The sequence below is a fragment of the Pedobacter sp. UC225_61 genome (assembly GCF_044452285.1).
In the GTDB taxonomy this organism is placed as follows: domain Bacteria; phylum Bacteroidota; class Bacteroidia; order Sphingobacteriales; family Sphingobacteriaceae; genus Pedobacter.
This window is the reverse complement of record NZ_JBIOAL010000001.1, coordinates 3,367,079-3,389,830: the sequence shown is the minus strand read 5'-3', so window position 1 is coordinate 3,389,830 and position 22,752 is coordinate 3,367,079. Positions and strand designations below refer to the sequence as shown.

General features: G+C 33.4%; 21 protein-coding genes and 1 tRNA gene. 5 read left to right on the top strand and 17 right to left on the bottom strand.

Annotation, left to right across the window (positions count from 1 at the left end; all coding sequences use genetic code 11):
- Positions 1-79: 79 nt before the first annotated feature.
- From ACHMWN_RS15420 to ACHMWN_RS15385, 8 genes are all read right to left on the bottom strand, one after another.
- Positions 80-694, bottom strand: coding sequence for a DUF1684 domain-containing protein (locus tag ACHMWN_RS15420; protein WP_397302866.1), 615 nt, complete (start codon positions 692-694; stop codon positions 80-82).
- 81 nt (positions 695-775) lie between these two features.
- Positions 776-1,861 (bottom strand): chorismate synthase, encoded by a 1,086-nt coding sequence (gene aroC / locus ACHMWN_RS15415; RefSeq protein ID WP_397302864.1) that lies wholly within the window; start codon positions 1,859-1,861, stop codon positions 776-778.
- Between the two features lie 108 nt (positions 1,862-1,969).
- Entirely contained in the window at positions 1,970-3,217 is a 1,248-nt protein-coding gene (aroA, locus tag ACHMWN_RS15410) for a 3-phosphoshikimate 1-carboxyvinyltransferase (RefSeq protein WP_397302861.1), read from the bottom strand.
- Between the two features lie 121 nt (positions 3,218-3,338).
- Positions 3,339-4,475 (bottom strand): chorismate mutase, encoded by a 1,137-nt coding sequence (locus ACHMWN_RS15405; RefSeq protein WP_397302858.1) that lies wholly within the window; start codon positions 4,473-4,475, stop codon positions 3,339-3,341.
- Positions 4,476-4,533: 58 nt separating this feature from the next.
- Entirely contained in the window at positions 4,534-5,367 is an 834-nt protein-coding gene (locus tag ACHMWN_RS15400) for a prephenate dehydratase (RefSeq protein WP_397302857.1), read from the bottom strand.
- 297 nt (positions 5,368-5,664) lie between these two features.
- Entirely contained in the window at positions 5,665-6,603 is a 939-nt protein-coding gene (locus ACHMWN_RS15395) for a sterol desaturase family protein (RefSeq protein WP_397302855.1), read from the bottom strand.
- A gap of 1 nt (position 6,604) precedes the next feature.
- Positions 6,605-7,663 carry a 3-dehydroquinate synthase gene (aroB, locus tag ACHMWN_RS15390; protein WP_397302853.1) on the bottom strand — a complete coding sequence of 353 codons (1,059 nt, stop codon included), beginning with the start codon at positions 7,661-7,663 and terminating at the stop codon, positions 6,605-6,607.
- A complete protein-coding gene (locus ACHMWN_RS15385; protein ID WP_397302850.1) occupies positions 7,663-7,869 on the bottom strand; it encodes an RNA-binding S4 domain-containing protein in 207 nt (68 codons plus the stop codon). Before ACHMWN_RS15385 ends, aroB begins: the two co-directional genes overlap by 1 nt.
- Positions 7,870-7,964: 95 nt before the next feature.
- Between ACHMWN_RS15385 and ACHMWN_RS15380 the strand changes: the two genes are divergently transcribed.
- The gene (locus tag ACHMWN_RS15380; protein WP_397302849.1) at positions 7,965-9,149 is read left to right on the top strand and encodes a proline dehydrogenase family protein; all 1,185 of its coding nucleotides are present in this window, start codon (positions 7,965-7,967) and stop codon (positions 9,147-9,149) included.
- A gap of 206 nt (positions 9,150-9,355) precedes the next feature.
- Here ACHMWN_RS15380 and ACHMWN_RS15375 read toward each other — a convergent pair whose 3' ends face one another.
- The 4 genes from ACHMWN_RS15375 to ACHMWN_RS15360 form a co-directional block, all read right to left on the bottom strand.
- The gene (locus ACHMWN_RS15375; protein WP_397302846.1) at positions 9,356-9,751 is read right to left on the bottom strand and encodes a GreA/GreB family elongation factor; all 396 of its coding nucleotides are present in this window, start codon (positions 9,749-9,751) and stop codon (positions 9,356-9,358) included.
- Between the two features lie 400 nt (positions 9,752-10,151).
- A complete protein-coding gene (gene katG, locus ACHMWN_RS15370) occupies positions 10,152-12,431 on the bottom strand; it encodes a catalase/peroxidase HPI (RefSeq protein ID WP_397302843.1) in 2,280 nt (759 codons plus the stop codon).
- A gap of 175 nt (positions 12,432-12,606) precedes the next feature.
- Positions 12,607-12,924: an Mpo1-like protein gene (locus ACHMWN_RS15365; protein ID WP_397302840.1), complete on the bottom strand. Its 318-nt coding sequence runs from the start codon at positions 12,922-12,924 to the stop codon at positions 12,607-12,609.
- 46 nt (positions 12,925-12,970) lie between these two features.
- The gene (locus ACHMWN_RS15360) at positions 12,971-13,606 is read right to left on the bottom strand and encodes an HAD family hydrolase (RefSeq protein ID WP_397302838.1); all 636 of its coding nucleotides are present in this window, start codon (positions 13,604-13,606) and stop codon (positions 12,971-12,973) included.
- Between the two features lie 66 nt (positions 13,607-13,672).
- Between ACHMWN_RS15360 and ACHMWN_RS15355 the strand changes: the two genes are divergently transcribed.
- Positions 13,673-13,746: transfer RNA gene (locus ACHMWN_RS15355), tRNA-Ile, on the top strand.
- A 121-nt stretch (positions 13,747-13,867) separates the two neighbouring features.
- Positions 13,868-14,563 carry a hypothetical protein gene (locus tag ACHMWN_RS15350; protein ID WP_397302836.1) on the top strand — a complete coding sequence of 232 codons (696 nt, stop codon included), beginning with the start codon at positions 13,868-13,870 and terminating at the stop codon, positions 14,561-14,563.
- Positions 14,564-14,742: 179 nt separating this feature from the next.
- On the opposite strand, the gene ACHMWN_RS15345 is transcribed toward ACHMWN_RS15350, so the two are convergent.
- A complete protein-coding gene (locus ACHMWN_RS15345; RefSeq protein ID WP_397302834.1) occupies positions 14,743-15,183 on the bottom strand; it encodes a hypothetical protein in 441 nt (146 codons plus the stop codon).
- A gap of 221 nt (positions 15,184-15,404) precedes the next feature.
- Between ACHMWN_RS15345 and ACHMWN_RS15340 the strand changes: the two genes are divergently transcribed.
- Positions 15,405-17,549, top strand: a complete 2,145-nt coding sequence (locus ACHMWN_RS15340; protein WP_397302831.1) for a glycoside hydrolase family 97 protein — start codon at positions 15,405-15,407, stop codon at positions 17,547-17,549.
- A gap of 160 nt (positions 17,550-17,709) precedes the next feature.
- Positions 17,710-18,573 carry a flagellar motor protein MotB gene (locus ACHMWN_RS15335; protein ID WP_397302830.1) on the top strand — a complete coding sequence of 288 codons (864 nt, stop codon included), beginning with the start codon at positions 17,710-17,712 and terminating at the stop codon, positions 18,571-18,573.
- Positions 18,574-18,735: 162 nt separating this feature from the next.
- On the opposite strand, the gene ACHMWN_RS15330 is transcribed toward ACHMWN_RS15335, so the two are convergent.
- From ACHMWN_RS15330 to ACHMWN_RS15315, 4 genes are all read right to left on the bottom strand, one after another.
- Positions 18,736-19,029: a hypothetical protein gene (locus tag ACHMWN_RS15330; protein ID WP_397302828.1), complete on the bottom strand. Its 294-nt coding sequence runs from the start codon at positions 19,027-19,029 to the stop codon at positions 18,736-18,738.
- 126 nt (positions 19,030-19,155) lie between these two features.
- Positions 19,156-19,548 (bottom strand): two-component system response regulator, encoded by a 393-nt coding sequence (locus tag ACHMWN_RS15325; RefSeq protein ID WP_397302825.1) that lies wholly within the window; start codon positions 19,546-19,548, stop codon positions 19,156-19,158.
- Positions 19,538-20,617 (bottom strand): ATP-binding protein, encoded by a 1,080-nt coding sequence (locus tag ACHMWN_RS15320; protein WP_397302823.1) that lies wholly within the window; start codon positions 20,615-20,617, stop codon positions 19,538-19,540. The genes ACHMWN_RS15325 and ACHMWN_RS15320 overlap by 11 nt, the downstream gene beginning before the upstream one ends.
- A gap of 7 nt (positions 20,618-20,624) precedes the next feature.
- The gene (locus ACHMWN_RS15315; RefSeq protein WP_397302820.1) at positions 20,625-22,748 is read right to left on the bottom strand and encodes a 7TM diverse intracellular signaling domain-containing protein; all 2,124 of its coding nucleotides are present in this window, start codon (positions 22,746-22,748) and stop codon (positions 20,625-20,627) included.
- Positions 22,749-22,752 lie beyond the last annotated feature (4 nt).

Genomic DNA, 22,752 nt, shown 5'->3' with positions numbered 1-22,752 from the left:
TTCTTACAACTTAGGGTACAGAACTGTATCACAGTAAATTAGTTTTCAGGTTTATTTACTAAAAGTAAGAAAACATGAATTATTTATGCTTTTTCTCTCCGGTATAGCTTTTTTCACCAGCCAAAATAGCAACTGCTAAATCATTTTCTTCAGGTGGAACTGGACATCGGTAACCATCACTATAAGCGCAATATGGATTATACGCTTTGTTGAAATCTACTTCAACAAAACCGTTTTTAATGTCGTTTAAAGATAAGTCAATATACCGGCCACCTCCATACGTTGTTTTATTATTACTCTCGTCGGTAAATGGCAAAAACAATAAATCTTTATAAGTCGGATTTGTAAGTAAACTGATGTTCCTGTATAAAGTCATCCTTAACTTTTTGCCCTTCAACGTAAATGTTATTTTCGCATAGCGGATAAATTCTTTACTTGTACCATCATAAGTTGGCATATTAAAAATTTGCTCATTTTTCAGTATTTCTACTGCTGCTGATATTTTATAAGTGCTATCTGCATCAAAAAAATGAAGGTGTTTTAAATCTGCTTCCTTTAAAGGCGAACGAGTTTCTTTAATAAAATCTGCTTTGTATGCTTCGCGATGTTTAGCGATTTGTTCATTGTAATTTTGAGCAAAAACAGTAGAACTGATGAAAATAAATACTGCTAGAAAGGGTATTTTAATGCGCATAATTGAAATATTAATGTCTTTTACTGGAATGACGACAATAGGAATAAACAAACTTTGTCAATCTCTAAAAGATTGACAAAGTTAAATTCTACTCACTTTATTTCTTAATAAATGGTCTGCCAATACTAAAGCAGCCATTGCTTCCACAATGATAACTGCTCTTGGTACTACACATGGATCATGTCTACCTTTTCCCTTAATTTCTGCAGCTTCACCAGCAGAGTTGATGGTTTGTTGATTGTGCATGATAGTTGCCACAGGTTTAAAAGCAACCACGAAATTAATATCCATTCCGTTTGCAATACCCCCTTGTATACCACCCGAAAAATTGGTTAATGTTTTAGGTTTATCTCCGGCAAGGAAAATATCATTATGCTCTGAACCTCTCATTTCGCTACCTGCAAAACCAGAACCATATTCAAAACCATGTACTGCATTTATACTTAACATTGCTTTTCCTAAATCTGCATGAAGTTTATCAAAAACAGGTTCGCCTAAACCAACTGGGCAATTTTTTAGGATACAACCTATTTTTCCCCCAACTGTATCGCCGTCTTTTCGCACTGAATCAATAAAGTCTATCATTTGATTTGCTGTAGCAGGATCCGCACAACGAACAATGTTTTCTTCTCTTTGTTCTAGCAAAGCTGATATAGAATTGCTTTCTAAATTTGGTGCAACAATAGTTCCAACTGAAGTAACATGAGCGAAAATTTCGACACCATATTTTTTTAATAATAGTTTGGCAATTGCACCTGACGCAACACGAGCAGCGGTCTCTCGAGCAGATGAACGTCCACCGCCACGATGATCGCGAATACCGTATTTTGCATCGTATGTGTAATCTGCATGAGAAGGACGGTATATATCTACATTATGTCCGTAATCTTTAGAACGTTGATCTTCATTTGGGATTAACAAACTAATCGGTGTTCCAGTACTTTTTCCTTCAAAAGTTCCTGATAAAATTTGAACTACATCGCTCTCTTTACGTTGCGTTGTAATTTTAGATTGCCCTGGTTTGCGTTTATCTAATTCTGATTGGATAAAGTCCAAATCAATAGTTAGGCCTGCTGGACAACCATCAATAATTACGCCTATGGCAACACCATGTGATTCACCAAAAGTGGTTATTTTAAATAATTTTCCGAAGGAATTGCCTGCCATTTTTTTAGTTTTTTCGTTTTTGGTTTGTTCGTTTTTTGGTTTAGTTGTTTTTAAGCTTGTTCAATCTTTAGTTTTTTAGTTTTTCTATCCAAACACCTAACCAACCAATCAACCAAGAGAAAAACCTGCTTTCTCCAAATCATCCCAAAAATAAGGATAAGATTTTTCAACTACTTGCTTTTCTTCAATTTCTACAGTGTTAATTTTTAAAGCTAGTGGAGCAAATGCCATCGCCATCCGATGATCTTCGTAAGTACTAATGGTTATTTTCTCCGGGAAATGTAAAGCCGAACAATCTAATTTATAACTTAAATTCTTTTCGATAAACTTTACACCAATTTTAGCTAATTCAGTTTGTAAAGCTAAAACACGATTGGTTTCTTTAATTTTTAAGGTTTCCAACCCTGTAAAGGTTGCATCATGTCCCAAGGCTGCACAAATAACCACAATGGTTTGTGCTAAATCTGGACACTCTTTTAAATCGAAAATTTTGCGCTCTATTTTTTTAGGCTCTTTTTTGAGATAAACACCACCATTTTTAAATTGAGAAGTAATGCCAAAGTTTGCCATGATTTCGGTGATTTTACTATCACCCTGCAAACTATAACCATTTAAACCAGGTAAAAATATAGCTGCTTCATCTGATAATGCAGCAATTGCATACCAATATGAAGCAGCACTCCAATCAGGTTCTACATATAACTTAGCAGTATTAAAAGATTGAGGTTGGATAGTAATTGTATTTTCATTCCAATCGTTTCTGATGCCAACTTGTTCTAACATCGCCAAAGTCATATCTACATATGGTTTGGATGTTAATTCCCCATCAATTTCTAAAGTTAATCCCAGTGGGAGCGATGAGGCAATCATTAATAAAGCTGAAATATATTGACTACTAATATCTCCTTTTATCTTAACTTTTGGGCTTGTCTGTTTTAAAGATCCAGAAATTTGTAAAGGAGGGAACCCATCATTTTCTACATAGGTGATATTCCCTCCAATACTTTTTATAGCTTCGGCCAAAATCCCAATAGGCCGTTGTTTCATTCTTTCTGTTCCTGTTAATAAAAAATTACCATTCAGAATAGCTAAATAAGCTGTTAAAAAACGCATTGCAGTACCGGCAGGGCCAACATCTACAGTTTGTTGTTGAGAGTTTTCAGTTTTTAAGCTAGCAAGAATTCCATTCAGTGTAACGGTATCTGCAGCTACAGATAAATTATCTACACTAACTGAGCCTTTACTCAATGCACTGATAATTAATGCTCTATTGCATTCGCTTTTCGAGCCTGTTAATTTAATTTCGGTATCAATTTGTTTGTTTCCTTTAAAAGAAAGCAATACGTTTTTAGACATGTTTTTAACTTTTTCCGTCATCCAATAGCTATCGGTTGCAAGGTATGAAGCAATCTCTCTTTAACTTTTTATTTCTCTTTAAGATTGCTTCGTAAACTCGCAATGACGAGGTTACTATTTTTTATTTAACTTCTGTATGTGCTTCAGCGGCAATTCCAGCTTCGGCTTTGCCAGCATTCATAATTTCTGTTTGTCTACGGATAGATTCACCGTGAACTAATTCTAAAAATTTCTCTGTAAAGTTTACATCTAATTTTAACGCTTTTGCAAAAGCAGTACGTTTTTTCATGATTTCATCCCAACGATTAACTTGTAAAATAGTTACTTTGTTGTCTCTTTTAAACTCGCCAATTTTTTGAGTGATGCTCATTCTTTCAGCTAATTTCTGAATGACTAAATCATCAATTTTATCAATTTCTTTTCTTAAATCAGCTAATTTATCCGTAAACTCTTCGTTTTTAGATTCTGGTTGACGTAAAGTGAATTTGCCAACCATTTCTGCTAAAGCTGCAGGAGTAACTTGTTGTTTAGCGTCTGTCCATGCAACAGAAGGATCTAAATGTGACTCGATCATTAATCCTTGCATATCTAAATCTAGTGCTTTTTGAGCGATGTAAGGAATTAATTCACGATTACCACAAATGTGACTTGGATCGTTAATAATTGGCAATTCAGGACATAGTGTTTTCAATTGAATAGCTAATTCCCACATGGGTTCATTACGGAATGCACTTTTCTCGAAAGATGAAAATCCACGATGAATAGCACCTAATTTTGTAATTCCAGCTTTGTTGATGCGCTCTAAAGCGCCTACCCATAATTGTAAATCAGGGTTTACGGGGTTTTTAACCAATACAGGAATATCTACACCCTGTAACGCATCAGCAATTTCTTGAACTGTAAACGGATTAACAGTAGAACGAGCACCAATCCAAAGGATATCTACTCCAGCTGCAAGTGCTTCTTCAACGTGTTTTGCATTGGCAACTTCAACTGCTGTTGGTAAACCTGTTTCGGCTTTAGCACGTTTTAACCACTCTAAGCCAATGCTTCCAATACCTTCAAACTCTCCTGGACGAGTACGTGGTTTCCAAATGCCAGCTCTTAGCACGCTAACTTTTCCAGTTGCAGCTAATAAATGTGCAGTTGATAATAATTGATCTTCTGTTTCTGCACTACAAGGACCAGAAATTAGTAAGGGCTCATTTTTGATGTTTATCCAACTATCTAAAGGTTGAATGTTTAATTGTAATTTCATTTTTTGGGATTTAAATATTTATAAAGTAATTAGTGTCATTTGTGTTTTTTGGCGTTCCTTAAACGGTATCGTTTTTTTCGTATTCGCCCATAATATTAAAGTTTACAGTATATTTTAATGCTTTGCGGATGGCAGTATCGTAATTTTCCATATTGCTCCATTCCATATCTACATAAAAATAATATTCGTTTCTTTTGCCTAAAACAGGCATTGATTGTATTTTGGTTAAGTTTACGTTAAGCTCTGCGAAAATATTTAATACTTTAGAAAGTGCACCAACATGGTTTCCGACTTGGAAACAAATAGATGCTTTATTAATCTCTTTTGTGTCTTCTATCTTTTGTTTTTGAAGAATTAAAAAACGGGTATAGTTTTTCTTATTTGATTCTATTCTGCGCTCTATAATATTTAATCCGTATAATTCTGCTGCTAATGTATTTGCAATAGCAACAGTATCAGTTAATTGTTCATCTCTAATTTTTTTTGCACATGCTGCGGTATCACTACTTTCAATCACTTGAATAGTAGGGTAATCGTCAAAAAAATCAACACATTGTCTGATAGCGATAGGGTGAGAGGTAGCAAACCTAATATCTTTAAACTTAACACCTGGCAAGGCCATTAAGTGCAATTGTATAGGCAAATAAACTTCGCCGCTAATGGCAAAATTATATTCTCTAATTAAGGTGTAATTGGGTAATAAACTACCAGCAATAGAATTTTCTATAGCCATAATTACAAAGTCCGCTTTATCATTTTCTAAGCTATCACAAGTTTGTTTAAATGAATTGCATTCGATGGTTTCAATATCTCTACCGAAAAATTTAAATGCTGCTTCTTCGTGAAACGATGCTTTAATACCTTGTATGGCTACCCTTGTTTTTGTTTTCATTTTGCGTTAAGCGTTAAACAAAAAAAGTCCCGGCTTTAGGCCGGGACTTTTTATATACATTTGAATATTATTATCTATCTTTTTGCATACTAGCCCCGGCTCTTACTAAAATAGTAAAAGTAACCAAAGTAATATGTGTTTGTTAATTGCATTTTTTTCTTGTCGCTGACAAATGTACAATACAGAATTTAATTTGTCAATAGGGAAATGAAAATAATTTAAACAGAATTAAATTTTATTTTTCATTTATGGTTTTAGCTAAGTACAACTTCTAAAAATGATTGGGTTAGAAGTGAATTAAACTTGTTTAGGTTCTTGCTTTGCTGATTGAACGATCTTATGACTCACTCGCTCTTCTTCATGTAATTCTTGCTGCATTACTTTAGCAATTTTGGTACTGCCGTCATGGCTCCATCCTGGAGGATTTAAGATATATTTAACTTTATCCATAAAGGTTGGTGCTTTTTTAACATCATTTTTTAAAGCAATAAATTCGTGGAAAATGATATTAACGGGTCCTGTATCTTCAGGCTGTGTGGTTAAACCATATTTTATAGCATCTTCTGGTAATTCTTCTTGAAAAGTACCAAACCATCTATCCCATAAAATAAGCACCATTCCCATGTTTTTATCCAAATAACGAACATTACTGGCATGATGAACGCGGTGATGAGATGGAGTTACGAAAATATATTCGAACCAAGGATGTAATTTCCCAACCGCTTGTGTATGCACTAAATTGCCATAAATTTGAGTTACTAAATAAGCAAAAAGTATATCTATAGCTGTAAAACCCATAAATGCAAGTGGCAAATAAAAGAAAACTCTGTACAATGGTTCAAAAACTGTAGAACGGAAACCTGTTGTTAAATTGAAATGTTCTGAAGAATGATGCGTGACATGCATTGCCCAAAAGAAACGTACATAATGTCCAACGGTATGTAAAAACCAATATAAAAAGTCTTGAGCTAAGATTAAAACAATCCAATACACCCAAACATTTGAGATTTCAAATAATCTGAATTGATAACAATAGGCTAATAAAAAGAACGTTGCCGTTTTCATGCAGAGATTAATTACCACAGCTACCGTCATCAAATAAATATTGGTCCAAGTATCGCGTTTGGTATATATTTTTTTATCGTGTACATAACTAATGTACATCTCAACCAAAGTTAAAACGATGACAAATCCAAACAACCCACCTACAGAAATATCGCTTCCAGTAAACTTCATTTTATAAATTATTGTAATAAGTTAAACTGCTTAAAATATCAGTTTTTGTTACTCGACAGTTAAATACGCATTCACCGATTTTATCTAATAATGAAAACATAATTTCACCATCCTCATTCTTTTTATCGCTTTGCATTAGTGTTAAAAGTGTATCAAAGCTTTTTTCTTTTATAGTACATTTCGGATAAATAGAGTTGATATAAGTAGAAATATCTTTCAATTCATCTTCAGTTAGATTACAGTATTTTGCAGATAAATAGGCTTCACAAACCATACCAATCGCAATTGCCTCGCCATGAGTTAATGGTTTCTTGCTATTTGTTAAGGCATAACTCTCTACAGCGTGACCGATAGTATGACCAAAGTTTAAAATTTTACGTAATCCTTTTTCTAAAGGATCTTCAGTCACTACTTCTTTTTTAATTTCAATAGAACGATAAATTTCTACTGGGATTAAAGCTTCGTAATTGCTTGTTTTTAAACGTTCGTAATAGGTTTTATCTTTAATTAAACCATGTTTTATCATTTCGGCAAAGCCAGATAATAGTTCTCTTTTAGATAATGTTGTTAAAAAAGCATTTTCAATAAATACAGCTTGTGGTAAACTAAAAGTTCCCACCATATTCTTTACATTATCAATATCAATTCCTGTTTTACCACCTACAGAAGCATCAACCTGTGATAGGAGTGTGGTTGGAATGTTGATGAAATCTATTCCTCTTTTATAGGTTGACGCTACAAAACCACCCATATCAGTGATCACACCGCCACCTAAATTTATCATCAAACATTTACGATCTGCACCAAAATCTAATAAGGTTTTCCAAATACCAATACAGAAATCGATGTTTTTATTTTCCTCACCTGGGTCTGTTTCAATAATATCGAAATCTTCTAAATCATCTAAAAAAGCTCTAAATGTAGGTAAGCATAACTCTGCAGTATTGGTATCTGCAAAAACAAAAACCTTACTGTATTTATTTTGATCTAATAGTTCTTTTAATGGACTTAAACCTGTTTCGAAATAGATAAAATGATCAGCGTTTTTTATAGGTTCCATTAAATTACTTCAATTATTTTGCCCATAAAATCGATTTTATCGCCCACGCGTACTTTAAGACGTTTTCTATAATCTACAACGCCATTGTATTTCACCAAACCATCTTCTACAACAGTTTGCGCTTCGCCACCACTTTGTACCAATGCAGTTGCTTTTAAGAGTGCAATTAGCGGAATAAATTCGCCTTCGAGTTTGAATTTTATCATTATGGTGCAAATTTACAATTATTTACAAAGTGTTTTGCCTTAACAAGGATTGTAATTTATATTTTTGCACTCTTCTGACTAACAAAACACTAAAAATGGAACTATCGCCCAGAAAAAAAATCAATTTTGACAATACAGAAATCGCTTTTCGCAATAAAACCAACGGCGAGTTAAACCAAGCATATTGGTTGTTTAAACTTATTAGTAGTAATTTTTTAACAAAAATAGGCCCACCGATTACGAATTTCTTATTAAATATTGGTTTCCCGATTAAAGGCGCAATTAAGGCTACTATTTTTAAACAATTTTGTGGTGGAGAAACGATTAACGAATGCGAACAAACCATTGAACAATTAAGTTTAGGTAATGTAGGAACCATTTTAGATTATTCTGTTGAGGGAGAAGATGAGGAAGAAGTATTTGATTTTACATGTGAAGAAATTATCAGAACGATTAATAGAGCCGATGGTGATCCAAGAGTGCCAATAACTGTTTTTAAAATTACTGGAATTGGTCGATTTGCTTTATTGGAAAAATTAGATGCTAAACAAGAGTTAACGGCAACTGAAGCTGAAGAATTTTCAAGAGTAAAAGCTCGTTGCGAAAAAATATGTCAGGCTGCATTTGATAAAACCGTACCTGTAATGATTGATGCAGAAGATAGTTGGGTGCAAAATACTATTGATGAATTGGCTTTAGAAATGATGACCAAATTCAATAAAGAACACTTAATTGTTTATAATACATACCAACTCTATCGTCATGATAAACTGGCCGATTTAAAAGCGGATTTCCATATTGCTAAAGAAACAGGATTTATTTTAGGTGTAAAAATGGTTCGTGGTGCTTATATGGAAAAGGAGCGCAAACGTGCTGCTGAAATGGGTTATCCATCACCAATACAACCAGATAAAGGTGCTACTGATAAAGATTACGATGAAAGTTTACGGTTTTGTGTAAAACATATTGATCAAATCGCATTTGTTTGTGGTACACATAATGAAGAAAGTTGTCGTTTATTAACAGAGTTGATGGATGAAAATAATATTCCACATAACCATCCACATGCTTATTTCGCACAATTATTGGGTATGAGCGACAACTTGAGCTTTAATTTATCTGATGCAGGTTATAATGTTGCTAAATATGTTCCTTACGGTCCAATTAAAGCGGTAATGCCTTATTTATTTAGAAGAGCACAAGAAAATACTTCGGTTGCCGGACAAACAGGTAGAGAATTAGGATTAATTAGTAAGGAGAAAGCTCGTCGTAGATTATAACTTATTAAGCTTATTTAAGCGCAAAATATCCAATTGCTAGCCAAGCTAATCCTTTAACTAGAAAGAAAATAAATCCCCAAAAGCCAAGTCTTTTGATCCAAGATTTAATTTTTTCTATTCTTTCGGCTTTCATATTGCAAAAATAATAAAACCTACGCTTAATTAATAATTTAAATGTTTAAGCGCAGGTTTTAAATAGTTTATAATCAATTTGTTGTTTCTGACGGAGTAAGCCTTCTTACTTTTAATATTTTGAATTCTTTAATTCCATCAGGCATTTCCCAATTAATTAAATCGTTGGTTTGATAGCCTAGTAATGCAATGCTTATCGGCGCAAAAATGGATACTTTCTGAAGTTTAATGTTTGCTTCTTTAGGTTTCACCAATTTAAAAATAAACTCTTTATGGTCGGCTGTACTTACAATTGTAGCTTCAGTATGTAATGAAACTACATCATTGGGTAAATCTTCATCATTAAAGATAGTAGCATCTTTAATTTCAGCTCTTAATCGCGATTTGTTGTAATCACTCATGATTGCTTTCTCAAAATGCTCATTTAAAAATTTAAAGTCGCTTTTTGAAAGTAGAATTGATTTTTTCATCATCTAAAAAATTAGGTAAATAAATATGGCTGCGGTTTTTGTCGCAGGTTGAATTAAAAGGAAAAGAAATGAATAAGTAATACTTATTTCCCCGAGTTAAAAAAGAAGGTTGAACTGAACCCGGGGTTATGAAATAAAGTCTTTACTTGAAGTTTGGAAAGTAAAGCCTATTGCATAATTTGTTCGCGATAATTTACTATTTAAAACAGCATAAGCCAGTTCTTGCCTTCTGTTAAAGGCAAAAATGTCATTAAAAAACTGTTTTAGAATACGCATGTGGCAAATATGGCTTTGAATAGTGGTAATTCAAAATATAAACCTATAATTTACTTAATTAGGATAAAACAAAAAATCCCAGCTAATTTTTAGCATGGGATTTTTGAAAATGCTTTGAGTTGAATTAGTGTATAGCTAAATCAAAACGATCTAAATTCATGACTTTATTCCATGTGGCTACAAAATCTTTTACAAATTTAGCTTGCGCATCGCTGCTAGCATAAACTTCTGCAATTGCCCTCAATTCAGAATTAGATCCAAATACAAGATCAGCACGAGTAGCAGTCCACTTCAATTCATTTGTTTTACGATCTCTTCCTTCATATAGTTGTTGATATTTGTCTGTAGACTTCCATGAAGTGTTCATGTCAAGTAGATTAACAAAGAAATCATTCGTTAAAACTTGAGGATTATCAGTAAATACTCCATTTTTAGATTGGTCAAAGTTCGTGTCTAATACACGTAATCCACCAACTAATACAGTCATTTCTGGAGCGGTTAAATTTAATAATTGAGCTTTATCCACTAACAATGCTTCAGTAGAAACTCTATAACTAGAATTTTGATAGTTACGGAACCCGTCTGCTAATGGTTCCATTGCACTGAAAGATTCTACATCAGTTTGTTCTTGAGAAGCATCCATACGACCTGGGGTGAAGGGAACTGTAATGCTTTGACCTGCATTTTTTGCTGCTTTTTCTACACCTGCACATCCTGCCAACACAATTAAATCTGCTAATGAAACTTTTTTTCCATCAGTTTGTGCACCATTAAAATCTTTTTGTATTTGTTCTAAAGCACTGATAACCTTATCAATTTGACTTGAACTATTTACTTTCCAGTATTTTTGAGGTGCTAAACGAATACGAGCACCATTCGCACCGCCACGTTTATCTGAACCACGAAAAGTAGAAGCAGAAGCCCAAGCAGTTGAAACTAATTGAGAAATTGACAAGCCGCTATATAGAATTTTTTCTTTTAAGCTAGCAATATCATTATCGTCAATTAATTTATGATTCACAGCTGGAATAGGATCTTGCCAAACCAATATTTCAGCTGGTACTTCTGGACCTAAATAGCGTTCACGAGGCCCCATATCTCGATGTGTTAATTTGAACCAAGCACGAGCAAATGCATCTGCAAACTGATCAGGGTTTTCTAAGAAGCGTCTCGAAATTTTTTCATATGCTGGATCTAACCTTAGGGATAAATCTGTAGTAAGCATTGTAGGTTTATGTTTTTTTGAAGAATCATATGCATCTGGAATAATTTCATCTGCATTTTTTGCCACCCATTGATGCGCTCCTCCTGGGCTTTTGGTTAATTCCCATTCAAAACCAAATAGGTTCTCGAAAAAGTTGTTGCTCCATTGTGTAGGAGTGGTGGTCCAAGTTACTTCTAATCCACTTGTAATGGTATCTGGGCCTTTACCAGTACCATAAGTATTATTCCAGCCAAAACCTTGTTGTTCTATACTTCCAGCTTCTGGCTCTTTACCAACGTGGTCTGAAGAAGCAGCGCCATGTGTTTTTCCAAATGTATGTCCTCCGGCTATTAAAGCAACCGTTTCTTCATCGTTCATTGCCATTCGAGCAAAAGTTTCACGAATGTCTCTTGCAGCAGCAATCGGATCTGGATTCCCATCTGGTCCTTCTGGGTTTACATAAATTAAACCCATATGTGCAGCTGCCAATGGTTTTTCTAAATCATGTGAATGTTTACTTCCCTCTGCATCTTCATCAGAAACTAAAACACCATGTCCTGCAACACCTTCAGAACCTCTAGAATAGCGATTATCGTTGCCTAACCATGTAGTTTCTGATCCCCAATAAATATCTTCACTTGCTTCCCAAACATCTGCACGACCACCACCAAAACCAAAAGTTTTAAAACCCATTGATTCTAAGGCTACATTTCCAGTCAATACCATTAAATCTGCCCAAGAAATTTTGTTGCCATATTTCTGTTTAATTGGCCAAAGTAAACGACGAGCTTTATCCAAATTTACGTTATCAGGCCAACTGTTTAATGGGGCAAAACGCTGTTGTCCTTGTCCAGCACCACCACGACCATCGCCTATACGATAGGTGCCTGCACTATGCCATGCCATCCGAATAAACAAACCTCCGTAATGACCAAAATCTGCCGGCCACCATTCTTGTGAATCGGTCATTAATACTTGCAAATCTTTCTTTAAAGCTGGTAAATCTAGACTGTTAAATGCTTCAGCGTAATTAAAGCTCTCATCCATTGGGTTTGATAACGATGAGTGTTGGCGAAGCATATGTAAATTCAATCTATTTGGCCACCAATCGCGGTTTTTTGTACCGCCACTATTTACGTTGTTTTTTAGACTACCATTGTGAAATGGGCATTTGCTAATGTCATTTGGATCGTTTTCCATAGTTCAATTTTTGTTTAGTGGTGTTAAGTTCCTTGAAAGAACTTATAGTAAATTTAACGAAAGTATTTCAACTATAAATCCGATTTACAGTTTATTAATTTACCGTTCTAAACAAATCTATATAGAATGGATTGTCAAAGCAAAAGCTTTTTATCTATAGCGGTATAGGTAAAAGCTATTTGACCCTAAACGATTGTTTGGCATTTAATAATTCCCAAAAAAGAATAAAATCACTAGCCAAACTATACAATGGATATTGAAAAGTTGCTGGTTTATTTTTCTCGAAGAAGAAATGGCCAACCCAAGCAAAACCATAACCGATAAAAGGAATAGCAACAATAAAGCGCCAATCGTGGAATAACATTCCAGTAAATAAAGATAAAATGAGTAATCCAGTGCCAATAAAATGCAAAACTCGACTTGTGAAATTTCTATGTTCCGTTAAGTAAAAAGGGTAAAATTCTTTTAAGGAAGTAAATCTTTTTTCGCTCATTTTCTTTTTAATTCAAGATAAATTTAAGAAAAATCTTGCTTTATCTTTATAAAATATGATGTTGGCGTAAAAAATCTCTCAACTTTTCTGGATGAACATCCATTAATAAAGTGTGTAAGCCCGCTTTTTTTGCACCTTCAATATGTTGAGGACTATCGTCAATAAAAAGCGTTTCGTTAGGGTTTAAGTTATTTTCTTTAATTACTTGCTCAAATATGTTCACATTTGGTTTGCGTAAACGCATGTGTTGTGAGAAATAAGCTTTTTCAAAATACTGATCGTAATTTTCTATTCCAAATTCCTTTTTTATGTAATTGATAATCCAATCGTAATGAATTTCATTGTTATTACTTAATAAAAAGGTTCTGTATTTCTCTTTAACTTCTAATAAAACTTCGTGATTATTACCTGAAATGCCAATTAACAAACTATTCCAAGCCTCATCAATTTGCTCATCTGTAAGGTTTGGATTATTGGCTGCAGCTCTAATTCCTGCTCTAAATTCTGCTGGACTAATTCCTGCTGTCTCAAAATCATCAAATAATGGATTATGATTTTTATGCGCAAAAAACTCTTCAACATTGGTGATACCTAATTGTAATAGAGCAGCTTGAGTACGCTTAAAATTTATTTCGAAAATGACGTTACCATAGTCGAAAATAATATTTTTTATTTTTTCCATAAAAAGGGTTTCCAAAATTCGTTGCAAATATGTAACATTGCACTCGCAAAACCTAATCGGTTTTCGGGGCCTATAGCTCAGTTGGTTAGAGTAGAAGACTCATAATCTTTTGGTCCCTGGTTCGAGCCCAGGTGGGCCCACAATTTAAAAAGCCGTTTTTCGATAAGAAGAACGGCTTTTTTTGAAATGTAACTTTATCCTATCTCTATTTTTTTAGCATTTATTTTTTGTAGTTTTGATTACACACAACAGAAATCAAATATGAAACTAGTAAACATCGTAGGACTGTTCGTAGTCCTCCTGTCGCTTTCTGCCTGTAAAAAGGAAAACACCGTAAATGAACCTTCTATAACACTACTTAAGGACTCAGTATCATATACTGTGAACGGAAAAAAGTATGTATCAAACAAAATTGAAAGAGGTTCAACGCTTACGACGCAATCAAATACAAAAATTACTTCAGGTGTTAATTTTAATTATCTGATACAAGGTGATAAAGATTCCCTTTTATTCATACGAGACTTTACTATTAAGGCGGATAAGTCCTTTATGATCTTGTCATTTATAAAAGTATATAACAATTCGGAAACAGAATATACAAATGAGAATAATGGCGGATATCTAAATTACCCAAAAAACAAGACAGATATTTTTTCTACAGGAATGTATAAATATTCAACAGATTTCTGGAGAAATAATTCAATATCTGGAATTGCGATTAGGTTGATAAATAATAATGGTGACTTTAAGTCATATGGTCAGTCAGATTTAGGTAAACCTGCTTCAGTTACTCAAACTGATCAAATAGATTCTAAGTTTGAAATTATAAGTATACAAAAAAGAGAATCTGACTATTTATTAGAAGCTAAGTTTAATTTAACCGTTTTTGATGATAATAAGCAGGTACAAAAAATTGAAAATGGTTATTTAAGGTTTAGTGTACTTAATATTCACTAGAATTAAAAGCCCATCGAATTGCATTACAGATGCTTCATATTTTTTTAGCTAAATCTACGATTAAACGCAAATCATCCAAGAAATGGTTCGAAAAGCACTTGGTGGGCTCACAATCCTTTCAGTAATACTGACAGGATTAACCGAAGCCCTCTGTATGTTCTAAAGAGATAAGTTTATTCTTAGCTTTCTGTATTGTTCTTTTTTCGGAGGCGATCTGCTTTAATAGTTCCTCTTATGCAATATTCACAAATACATGGTTTTCGATTGTGGCTATCGGGCATATAGCGCCATCCAATAGTTTGGGGTAGTGATTTTATTTTCGTTATTTCTTTAGCTTCAATCTTTCTATCAATAATGAGCTCATATCCTAGTGGGTCTTTAAGCGCAATGATTTCGGCTATTGCCTTACCTAAAGTTATGTGCTTGTGCTTTTGTCCATATTTACCTGCATAAACTAACTCATCAGAATCAATCTTAAAATACACTCCAATCAAAGTTTTTATTCCGGATGACTTAAGTTCTCTTAGCCATTGATGTGTTACATAAAAATCTGGAAGAACAGGCATACAATAGATTCCTCCGTTGTATTTACCTAGCTTTAATCCATTCTTGAGAATCATTTTAGATCGTCTTTCGTCTGCGAGATGAATAAGTGTTGGCATGGCTTAAGATAGTGAATTTTCAAAATTATAGATTATCGTTTTTAAAAATAGTTGAAGTAGTTAATCTTAACTAATGGGCTTTTTTATGCTCTTAAGTATCAATACTATAAATATGTCATTTTGAAGCTAAAAGATATTATGATTAGATTAGAGCCAATTACAGTTTAATATATCTAAAAATGAAAAAGTTTATTTTCACCGCATATTTAACGATTGCATTTTTTTGCCTTGCTTTTGGTCAGCAACTTAAATCTCCAAATGGGAAATTGACTATGAATTTCGCATTACTTGCAGATGGTAGCCCGACTTATAATTTAACGTATAAAAATAAGGAAGTTATTAAAACTAGTAAGCTAGGTTTAGAATTGAAAAACGATCAAAAATCGCTCATAAATGATTTTACGATCGCCAGTTCGCAATCATCTACATTTGATGAAAACTGGACGCCGGTTTGGGGTGAAGTTAAAACGATTAGAAATCATTACAATGAGTTTGCCGTTACACTAATTCAAAAAGTAACCAATAGACAAATTCTTATCCGCTTTCGTTTATTTGATGAAGGTTTAGGATTTAGATATGAGTTTCCTACCCAAAAAGGGCTTACTTATTTTGTAATTAAGGAAGAAAAAACTCAGTTCGCTATGACAGGTGATCATACTGCATTTTGGATTGCGGGAGATTACGATACACAAGAATACGATTATACCACGTCAAAACTTTCAGAAATACGAGGTTTTGCAGCAAAAGCTAGAACTGAAAATCTTTCTCAAACTGCATTTTCACCAACTGGTGTACAGACTTCATTAATGATGAAATCTGCTGATGGACTTTACATCAACTTACATGAAGCAGCCTTGATTAATTACCCATGTATGCACTTAAACTTGGATGATAAAAACATGATTTTCGAATCGTGGTTAACGCCGGATATGAAAGGGGATAAGGGTTACATTCAAGTTCCATTTAATACACCTTGGCGTACCATTATGGTAAGTGATGATGCTAGAGATATTTTAGCATCGAAAATGATTTATAACTTAAATGAACCTAGTAAGATTGAGGACACTTCATGGATTAAACCTGTAAAATATGTAGGTGTTTGGTGGGAAATGATTACTGGTAAAAGTTCATGGGCTTATACTGATGATTTTCCATCGGTACAATTAGGTATAACTGATTATACGAAAGCTAAGCCAAATGGAAAACATGGTGCGAACACAGCTAACGTAAAAAAATACATTGATTTTGCTGCGCAGAATGGTTTTGGAGGTGTTTTGGTAGAAGGATGGAATCAAGGCTGGGAAGATTGGTATGGCAATTCTAAAGACTATGTTTTTGATTTTGTAACTCCATATCCAGATTTTAACATGGCTGAAATAAGAGAGTATGCAAAGTCTAAAGGTATTAAAATGATTATGCACCATGAAACTTCATCGTCTGTGCGTAATTACGAACGCCATTTAGATACTGCGTACAAATACATGAAAGCTAATAATTACGATGCTGTTAAAAGTGGTTATGTAGGTAATATTTTGCCTCGTGGTGAAAATCATTATAGCCAATGGATTATAAATCATTATCAATATGCAATAGAAAAGGCTGCTCAATACAAAATCATGGTGAATGCACATGAGGCGGTTAGACCAACTGGTATTGCTCGTACGTATCCAAATTTAATAGGAAATGAATCGGCTAGAGGAACAGAATACCAAGCTTTTGGAGGCTCAAAACCTAATCATGTTACTATTTTGCCTTTTACACGTTTGCAGGGAGGTCCGATGGATTATACACCTGGCATTTTTGAAATGGACATTAGTAAGTTAAATCCAGGCAATACTTCTCATGTAAATAGTACTCTAGCTAATCAACTTGCTTTATATTTAACGATGTATAGTCCTTTGCAGATGGCTGCAGATCTTCCAGAAAATTACAATCGCTTTTCTGATGCGTTTCAGTTTATAAAAGATGTAGCTATTGATTGGGATGATAGTAAATACATTGAAGCAGAACCTGGTGAGTATATTACCGTTGCTCGTAAAGCAAAAGGTACTGGTAAATGGTTTTTAGGTAGTGTAAATGGAGATAACTCTCGTACTGCAGAATTTAAGTTAGACTTCTTAGATAAAGGAAAAACCTACATTGCCACTATTTATGCTGATGCAAAGGATGCGCATTATAAAACAAATCCCCAGGCTTATGTAATTCGAAAAGTGGTAGTAACAGCGCAAACAAAATTAACGCAATTTGAGGCACCTGGCGGAGGTTTTGCCATTAGTTTTTTAGAAGCGGATAAAGCTCAAACTAAAGGATTGAAAAGACTGTAGAGAATTCACATCATAACAACAAAAAGTGTTCTGTAAGTAGTTGCAGAACGCTTTTTGTTTAAAGTAAACCTTCATCATTTTATGGTTTATTACTGAAATTAAAACTTTACGGAGTATTAATTTGTTAATGGAATAATCTTTTACATAAATGTATAGAATTATGAAATTATCAATAGTAGCACCAGCGGTGCTTTTAGTAATCACCTTAGGTACAGGTTGTGTCAGCAATAAAAAGTTCGCTGAATTGCAATCTAATAATACTAAACTGCAACAAAGTAACGAAGAACTTAATCAGAAATTAAGAGCTAGCGAAAGTGATGTTTCTGGCTCAAAAATTAGAATTAAAAGTTTAGAAGAACAAATTGCTGCAGAGAAATCTAATGCTGCGGGTTTACAAGCTGCATTAAATAAATGTTTAAATTCTACTAGTCAGGGTAATGTTAACATCTCTAAATTGGTAGATGAGATTAACAGCTCGAATAAATACATTCAACAATTGGTGAATGCCAAAAACAAAAGCGATTCGTTAAATATGGTTTTAACCAACAATTTAACTAGATCGTTAAGTAGAGAGGAAATGAGTGATGTGGATGTGAAAGTACTTAAAGGTGTAGTTTATATCTCACTTTCTGATAACATGTTGTATAAATCTGGTAGTTATGAAATTTCGGATAAAGCAAGTGCAACTTTAAGTAAGATTGCTAAAATTATAACTGATTATAAAGGTTATGATGTATTGATTGAAGGTAATACTGATAATGTGCCTATCTCTAAAGCAAATATTAGAAATAACTGGGATTTAAGTGCATTAAGAGCATCATCAGTAGTTCAATCTTTACAGAATAATTATGGTGTTGATCCTAAACGTTTAACTGCTGGTGGAAGAGGGGAGTATAATCCAATTGCTTCTAACGATAGTCCTACTGGTAAAAGTCAAAATAGACGTACACAAATTATTATTACGCCTAAGTTAGATCAGTTTATGGATTTGATTGGTAAAGCACCAGCTGAAACAAAACCGTAAATTTTTACTTGTTATAAAACTAAGCCGTGATTTGTGGATGCAAATCACGGCTTTTTTTTACAATTGTTTATGTGTTTTAGAAAGATTAATCAACCAGATAGTGTTAAACTAAAAAAACCAATCTAATTAACAGATCGGTTTTTATGTTTTAATTTAATCCTATTAAAATTGAGGGGCATCTGGTCCTGTTTTATTATTGTTTTCCCAGTTTTCTGCTTTTTCATGCTCTTTCTTGGCGTATTCATCAGCTTTTTGATGAACATCTTTCACGCTTTCATCGCTTTGGTTTGAAGTAGGGTTGAATTCCTTGTCGCCGTTTTGATTAACACTATAAGGCTCCATTTCATTATTTTCTGAACCTGGTTTTGCTTCACTTTGTTTTTTCGCAATATCGTGATCGTGTGCTTCTTGATCATGGTTTTTGCCTAAACCGGCTATATTCTCTTGATTTTCCATGGCTTTAAATTTTTAGGTATAGTAGCATAACAATACCTAGAAATAAAAGTTTGCTCGTAGTAAAGTAAATTAGATTGTCCTTGCTGTGCTCAGAATGACAAATTACGCTTAGGATGACAAAGCGACTTATAACAATTCAGCTAGCTCTTTAGGGGAAAGTGGTTTTTTTAATAGTTTTATAACGTATGGATTTGCCTCTGCTCGTTGTGTATCGCCAAAATCTAGTGTTGAGGAAAGCATTGCAACAGGGCATTTATCGGTGAGTGTGGTAGAGAATTTTTTATATTGTTCTAAAAATTCAAAACCATCCATTTCTGGCATTTGAATATCTAATAAAATGAAATTGGGTAATTTATCATCATCATTCATGTGTTTACTTAAATAATCCAATGCTTCTTCACCTGATTGACAAATAATAATTTCTTGAAATAAGTTAGATAAGCTAATGAGTTTTGAGTTGATTTTTAAATCAATTTCATTGTCATCAATTAACATTACTTTTTTAATATCACTTTGCATTAGGTATTGTTATTTTAAAAGTTGTACCATGATCAACATCCGAGCTTACAGATATACGCCCTTCAATTTTATTTAATGCTTCTTTTACAATGAATAATCCTAGTCCACTACCGTGATGAACTTTGCTTTTAAAGAATTGCGTAAATATTTTTTCAAGATGCTCATTTAAAATCCCCATTCCATTATCGGTAATGCTAATTTGTGCAAACTCCTTGGTTACTTCAACATCTATATTTACCTTTTTGTTTAGTTCAGTTACCTTCTGGTATTTAATTGCGTTTGAGATGAGATTACCAAGAATAACCTCAATTCTAAATAAATCACCCTTAAATTCTACTTCTTGATCAATATTAACCGTAAAGCGTGTGTCTTTATCCGTGTACGAATAAACTTCTATTAACTCAGAAATTAATTTATTGAAATCTACAGGGCTTTTATCAGCTACTGTTTTATTGTTTTTATAATATTGAAGTGTTTTTTGAATATAATAATCGAGTTTGTTAGAACAAGTTTCTATTAAACTCCAGTATTCACCGCTAGAGTTGTATAAACCTTCCATTTTTACCAATCCAACAATTCCAATAACTGAAACAAGAGGAGCTCTTAATTCGTGAGAAATGCTATAAATAAAACGGTTCAGTTCATCGTTCGTTTTCTCTAATTCCGCTATTTTATTCCGAAGGTCTATTTTGGCTTTATACGCATCGTATGCATTTTTTATGGAGTTGTGTAGCTCAAGATCATTCCAAGGTTTTGTGATGTAACGGTAAATATCACCGTGGTTAATTGCATCAGCCAGCGCTTCAATATCTGTATAACCTGTTAAAAGGATACGCATGGGGTCTGGGAAAGTTTCTGTAATGCTTTTAAAAAACTCTACACCAGTAGTGTTGGGCATTTTTTGATCGGCAATAATAACCTGAACATTTACATTCTGAAGAATTTTTAAACCTTCTGCAGCAGAAATGGCCGTATAAATTTCATACTGTCGTCTAAAGCTTGCTTTAAACGCTTGTAAGTTGTTTTCCTCGTCGTCAATATATAAAACTCTTACGGTTGGGGTTTTCATTGAGTGCTTATTGCGGATTTATATTCAAGGTAATAATAAATTCTGTTCCTTCGCCTAGTTTTGAGATAACTTCTATATGACCTTTATGCTTTTCGATTATGCTAAACACAATAGAAAGACCTAATCCTGTACCTTCGCCGATATCTTTAGTGGTAAAAAACGGCTCGAATATACGATGTTTCGTTTCTTCTGTCATCCCTATCCCCGAATCTTTAATACTAATTTTTACCTGCTGATCTTCGTACCATGTTTTAATGGTTAAAAACTCTTCTTCTCGTTGTATTTCTTTTGTTTTAATCGCTTGAATAGCATTAGATACCAAGTTCATAAACACCTGATTGATTTTTCCAGGTAGACACTCTACTTTTGGTAGATTGCCGTATTCTTTAATGACAGTCAAGTTATCAGGTAAATTGTTTCTTACCAATACTAAAGTAGATTGTAAACCTTCATTCAAATCTATCGGTTTCATGTCGGTTTCGTCAATACGACTAAAGTTTCGTAAGCTTCTGATGATTTCTGCTGTACGTTTTGCTCCTTCACTAATACCTGATAAGAGAGATGATATTTCATTATTAACAAAATTGAGATCAATTTGCTTTTTAAAAGCTTCAATTTCTTCTACTTGCTCTTTTACATCTTTATCAAAATCAATTTCTTCATACCTGGTAATGATTTCTTTTAAATCATTAATATCTAATTCTAATGGTTTAATGTTAGAGGTTACAAAGTTAATTGGGTTATTAATTTCATGCGCAATACCTGCAGTTAACTGGCCTAATGCTGCCATTTTTTCTGCATCCACTAATTGAGATTGTGTATCTTTTAGATTAGTTAGCGTAACATTGAGTGTTGAATTTGTATTCTGCAATTCTTCGGTTCTTTCTTGCACCTTTCTTTCTAAGACAATGTTTTGTTCTTTAATTAGTTTCTGATTTTCTAATGAGGCGTTTAAGGCTTGTGCTTGTGCTACCTCATTTTCTTTTTTAAAGAAATTAATTTTATCTGCCAATGCAAAAGAAAGCAACATCACTTCAATTGCGGATGAAATTTGTAAAAGATAAATGGTGAAGTTATTGTAAGGAATAATTCCATAATCTTTCATAATGAAAAGTATGGCTCCAATTAACAACACCGACCATGCTACTAAATAATATCCCGCTGGTTTGAAATGTTTCTTAAAATATACAAAGTTGGCTGCTGATAATGCAAGTATTGTTCCAGTGATGGTAAGGAACTGCATTGTCATAAAAGCATAATAGATACCAAAGAAGTATAAGACTAATAAATTAATTAATGTGAGATAAAAGAATATGGTAATTAATTTATTCCAAGTTTTAGAAAACACTTTCGTGTTAAGGAAAGAGAGTGTAAATAAGCTAGTGAATACGAGTGTTAAACTCGAGAATAATACCACAGAATAATTATCTAATACACTTCCGTGTACCCAAAAATACTTTGAAGAATAGCCTTGTATTGAAATTTGTGTTAGCCAAGTAAAGAGGATATAAAATATGTAGTATAAATAACTTTTGTCCCTTATGATGATAAATAGAAAAAGGTTATATACAAACATAATAGCCATAATGCCTGTATAAAATCCGAAAATAATACCTCGTAAAGAGAAAGTGCTTAATAAAGAACCTTCGTTTCTAATACTTACTGGTGCTAAGAAAGTTTCTGTAGCACGTAATTTTAAAAAGATGATATCATTCTTGTAAATGAATGGTGGAATTTTAAAAACTTTACCTTGTGCTAAGGTATTGTTTGTGTAAATAGAAGAACTGTTGGGGATTTGTAAAATACTGCCATTTCTTAAAATATACATCTCCGCAAGTGCTAAACGAGATTGGTCTATAAATAAAATGTCGTTCGCAAAAGAGCTGTCGTTTTGCCTTGTCATTTTAATCCAAAAAGTAGCACTATCTAAACCGAAATTGAAGATTTCTGTTTTAATCGGCGTAAATTTTTTATCTAATAGTTGAGTTAATTCGACCTTATTTGTTCCATCTCTGTAATACGATGGTGTAAAGCCGTTTTCAACAATACCTTCTTTATATCCTACTGCATTCGCGTCAAAAAATAGCAAGGTAAAAGCAAAAAAGAATAAAATGTGTAAAAGTCTTTTCATGCTT

Excerpts from the sequence above, each read along its gene's own strand:
- ACHMWN_RS15375 (WP_397302846.1), bottom strand. The coding sequence starts at position 9,751 with ATGAAAAAATCAATTCTACTTTCAAAAAGCGACTTTAAATTTTTAAAT.
- ACHMWN_RS15345 (WP_397302834.1), bottom strand. The coding sequence starts at position 15,183 with ATGATTCTCAAGAATGGATTAAAGCTAGGTAAATACAACGGAGGAATC.
- aroC (WP_397302864.1), bottom strand. The coding sequence starts at position 1,861 with ATGGCAGGCAATTCCTTCGGAAAATTATTTAAAATAACCACTTTTGGT.
- ACHMWN_RS15395 (WP_397302855.1), bottom strand. The coding sequence starts at position 6,603 with ATGAAGTTTACTGGAAGCGATATTTCTGTAGGTGGGTTGTTTGGATTT.
- ACHMWN_RS15340 (WP_397302831.1), top strand. The coding sequence starts at position 15,405 with ATGAAAAAGTTTATTTTCACCGCATATTTAACGATTGCATTTTTTTGC.
- ACHMWN_RS15325 (WP_397302825.1), bottom strand. The coding sequence starts at position 19,548 with ATGCAAAGTGATATTAAAAAAGTAATGTTAATTGATGACAATGAAATT.
- aroA (WP_397302861.1), bottom strand. The coding sequence starts at position 3,217 with ATGTCTAAAAACGTATTGCTTTCTTTTAAAGGAAACAAACAAATTGAT.
- ACHMWN_RS15315 (WP_397302820.1), bottom strand. The coding sequence starts at position 22,748 with ATGAAAAGACTTTTACACATTTTATTCTTTTTTGCTTTTACCTTGCTA.
- katG (WP_397302843.1), bottom strand. The coding sequence starts at position 12,431 with ATGGAAAACGATCCAAATGACATTAGCAAATGCCCATTTCACAATGGT.
- ACHMWN_RS15360 (WP_397302838.1), bottom strand. The coding sequence starts at position 13,606 with ATGGAAAAAATAAAAAATATTATTTTCGACTATGGTAACGTCATTTTC.
- ACHMWN_RS15330 (WP_397302828.1), bottom strand. The coding sequence starts at position 19,029 with ATGGAAAATCAAGAGAATATAGCCGGTTTAGGCAAAAACCATGATCAA.
- ACHMWN_RS15320 (WP_397302823.1), bottom strand. The coding sequence starts at position 20,617 with ATGAAAACCCCAACCGTAAGAGTTTTATATATTGACGACGAGGAAAAC.
- ACHMWN_RS15385 (WP_397302850.1), bottom strand. The coding sequence starts at position 7,869 with ATGATAAAATTCAAACTCGAAGGCGAATTTATTCCGCTAATTGCACTC.
- ACHMWN_RS15380 (WP_397302849.1), top strand. The coding sequence starts at position 7,965 with ATGGAACTATCGCCCAGAAAAAAAATCAATTTTGACAATACAGAAATC.
- aroB (WP_397302853.1), bottom strand. The coding sequence starts at position 7,663 with ATGGAACCTATAAAAAACGCTGATCATTTTATCTATTTCGAAACAGGT.
- ACHMWN_RS15365 (WP_397302840.1), bottom strand. The coding sequence starts at position 12,924 with ATGAGCGAAAAAAGATTTACTTCCTTAAAAGAATTTTACCCTTTTTAC.
- ACHMWN_RS15350 (WP_397302836.1), top strand. The coding sequence starts at position 13,868 with ATGAAACTAGTAAACATCGTAGGACTGTTCGTAGTCCTCCTGTCGCTT.
- ACHMWN_RS15400 (WP_397302857.1), bottom strand. The coding sequence starts at position 5,367 with ATGAAAACAAAAACAAGGGTAGCCATACAAGGTATTAAAGCATCGTTT.
- ACHMWN_RS15405 (WP_397302858.1), bottom strand. The coding sequence starts at position 4,475 with ATGAAATTACAATTAAACATTCAACCTTTAGATAGTTGGATAAACATC.
- ACHMWN_RS15335 (WP_397302830.1), top strand. The coding sequence starts at position 17,710 with ATGAAATTATCAATAGTAGCACCAGCGGTGCTTTTAGTAATCACCTTA.
- ACHMWN_RS15420 (WP_397302866.1), bottom strand. The coding sequence starts at position 694 with ATGCGCATTAAAATACCCTTTCTAGCAGTATTTATTTTCATCAGTTCT.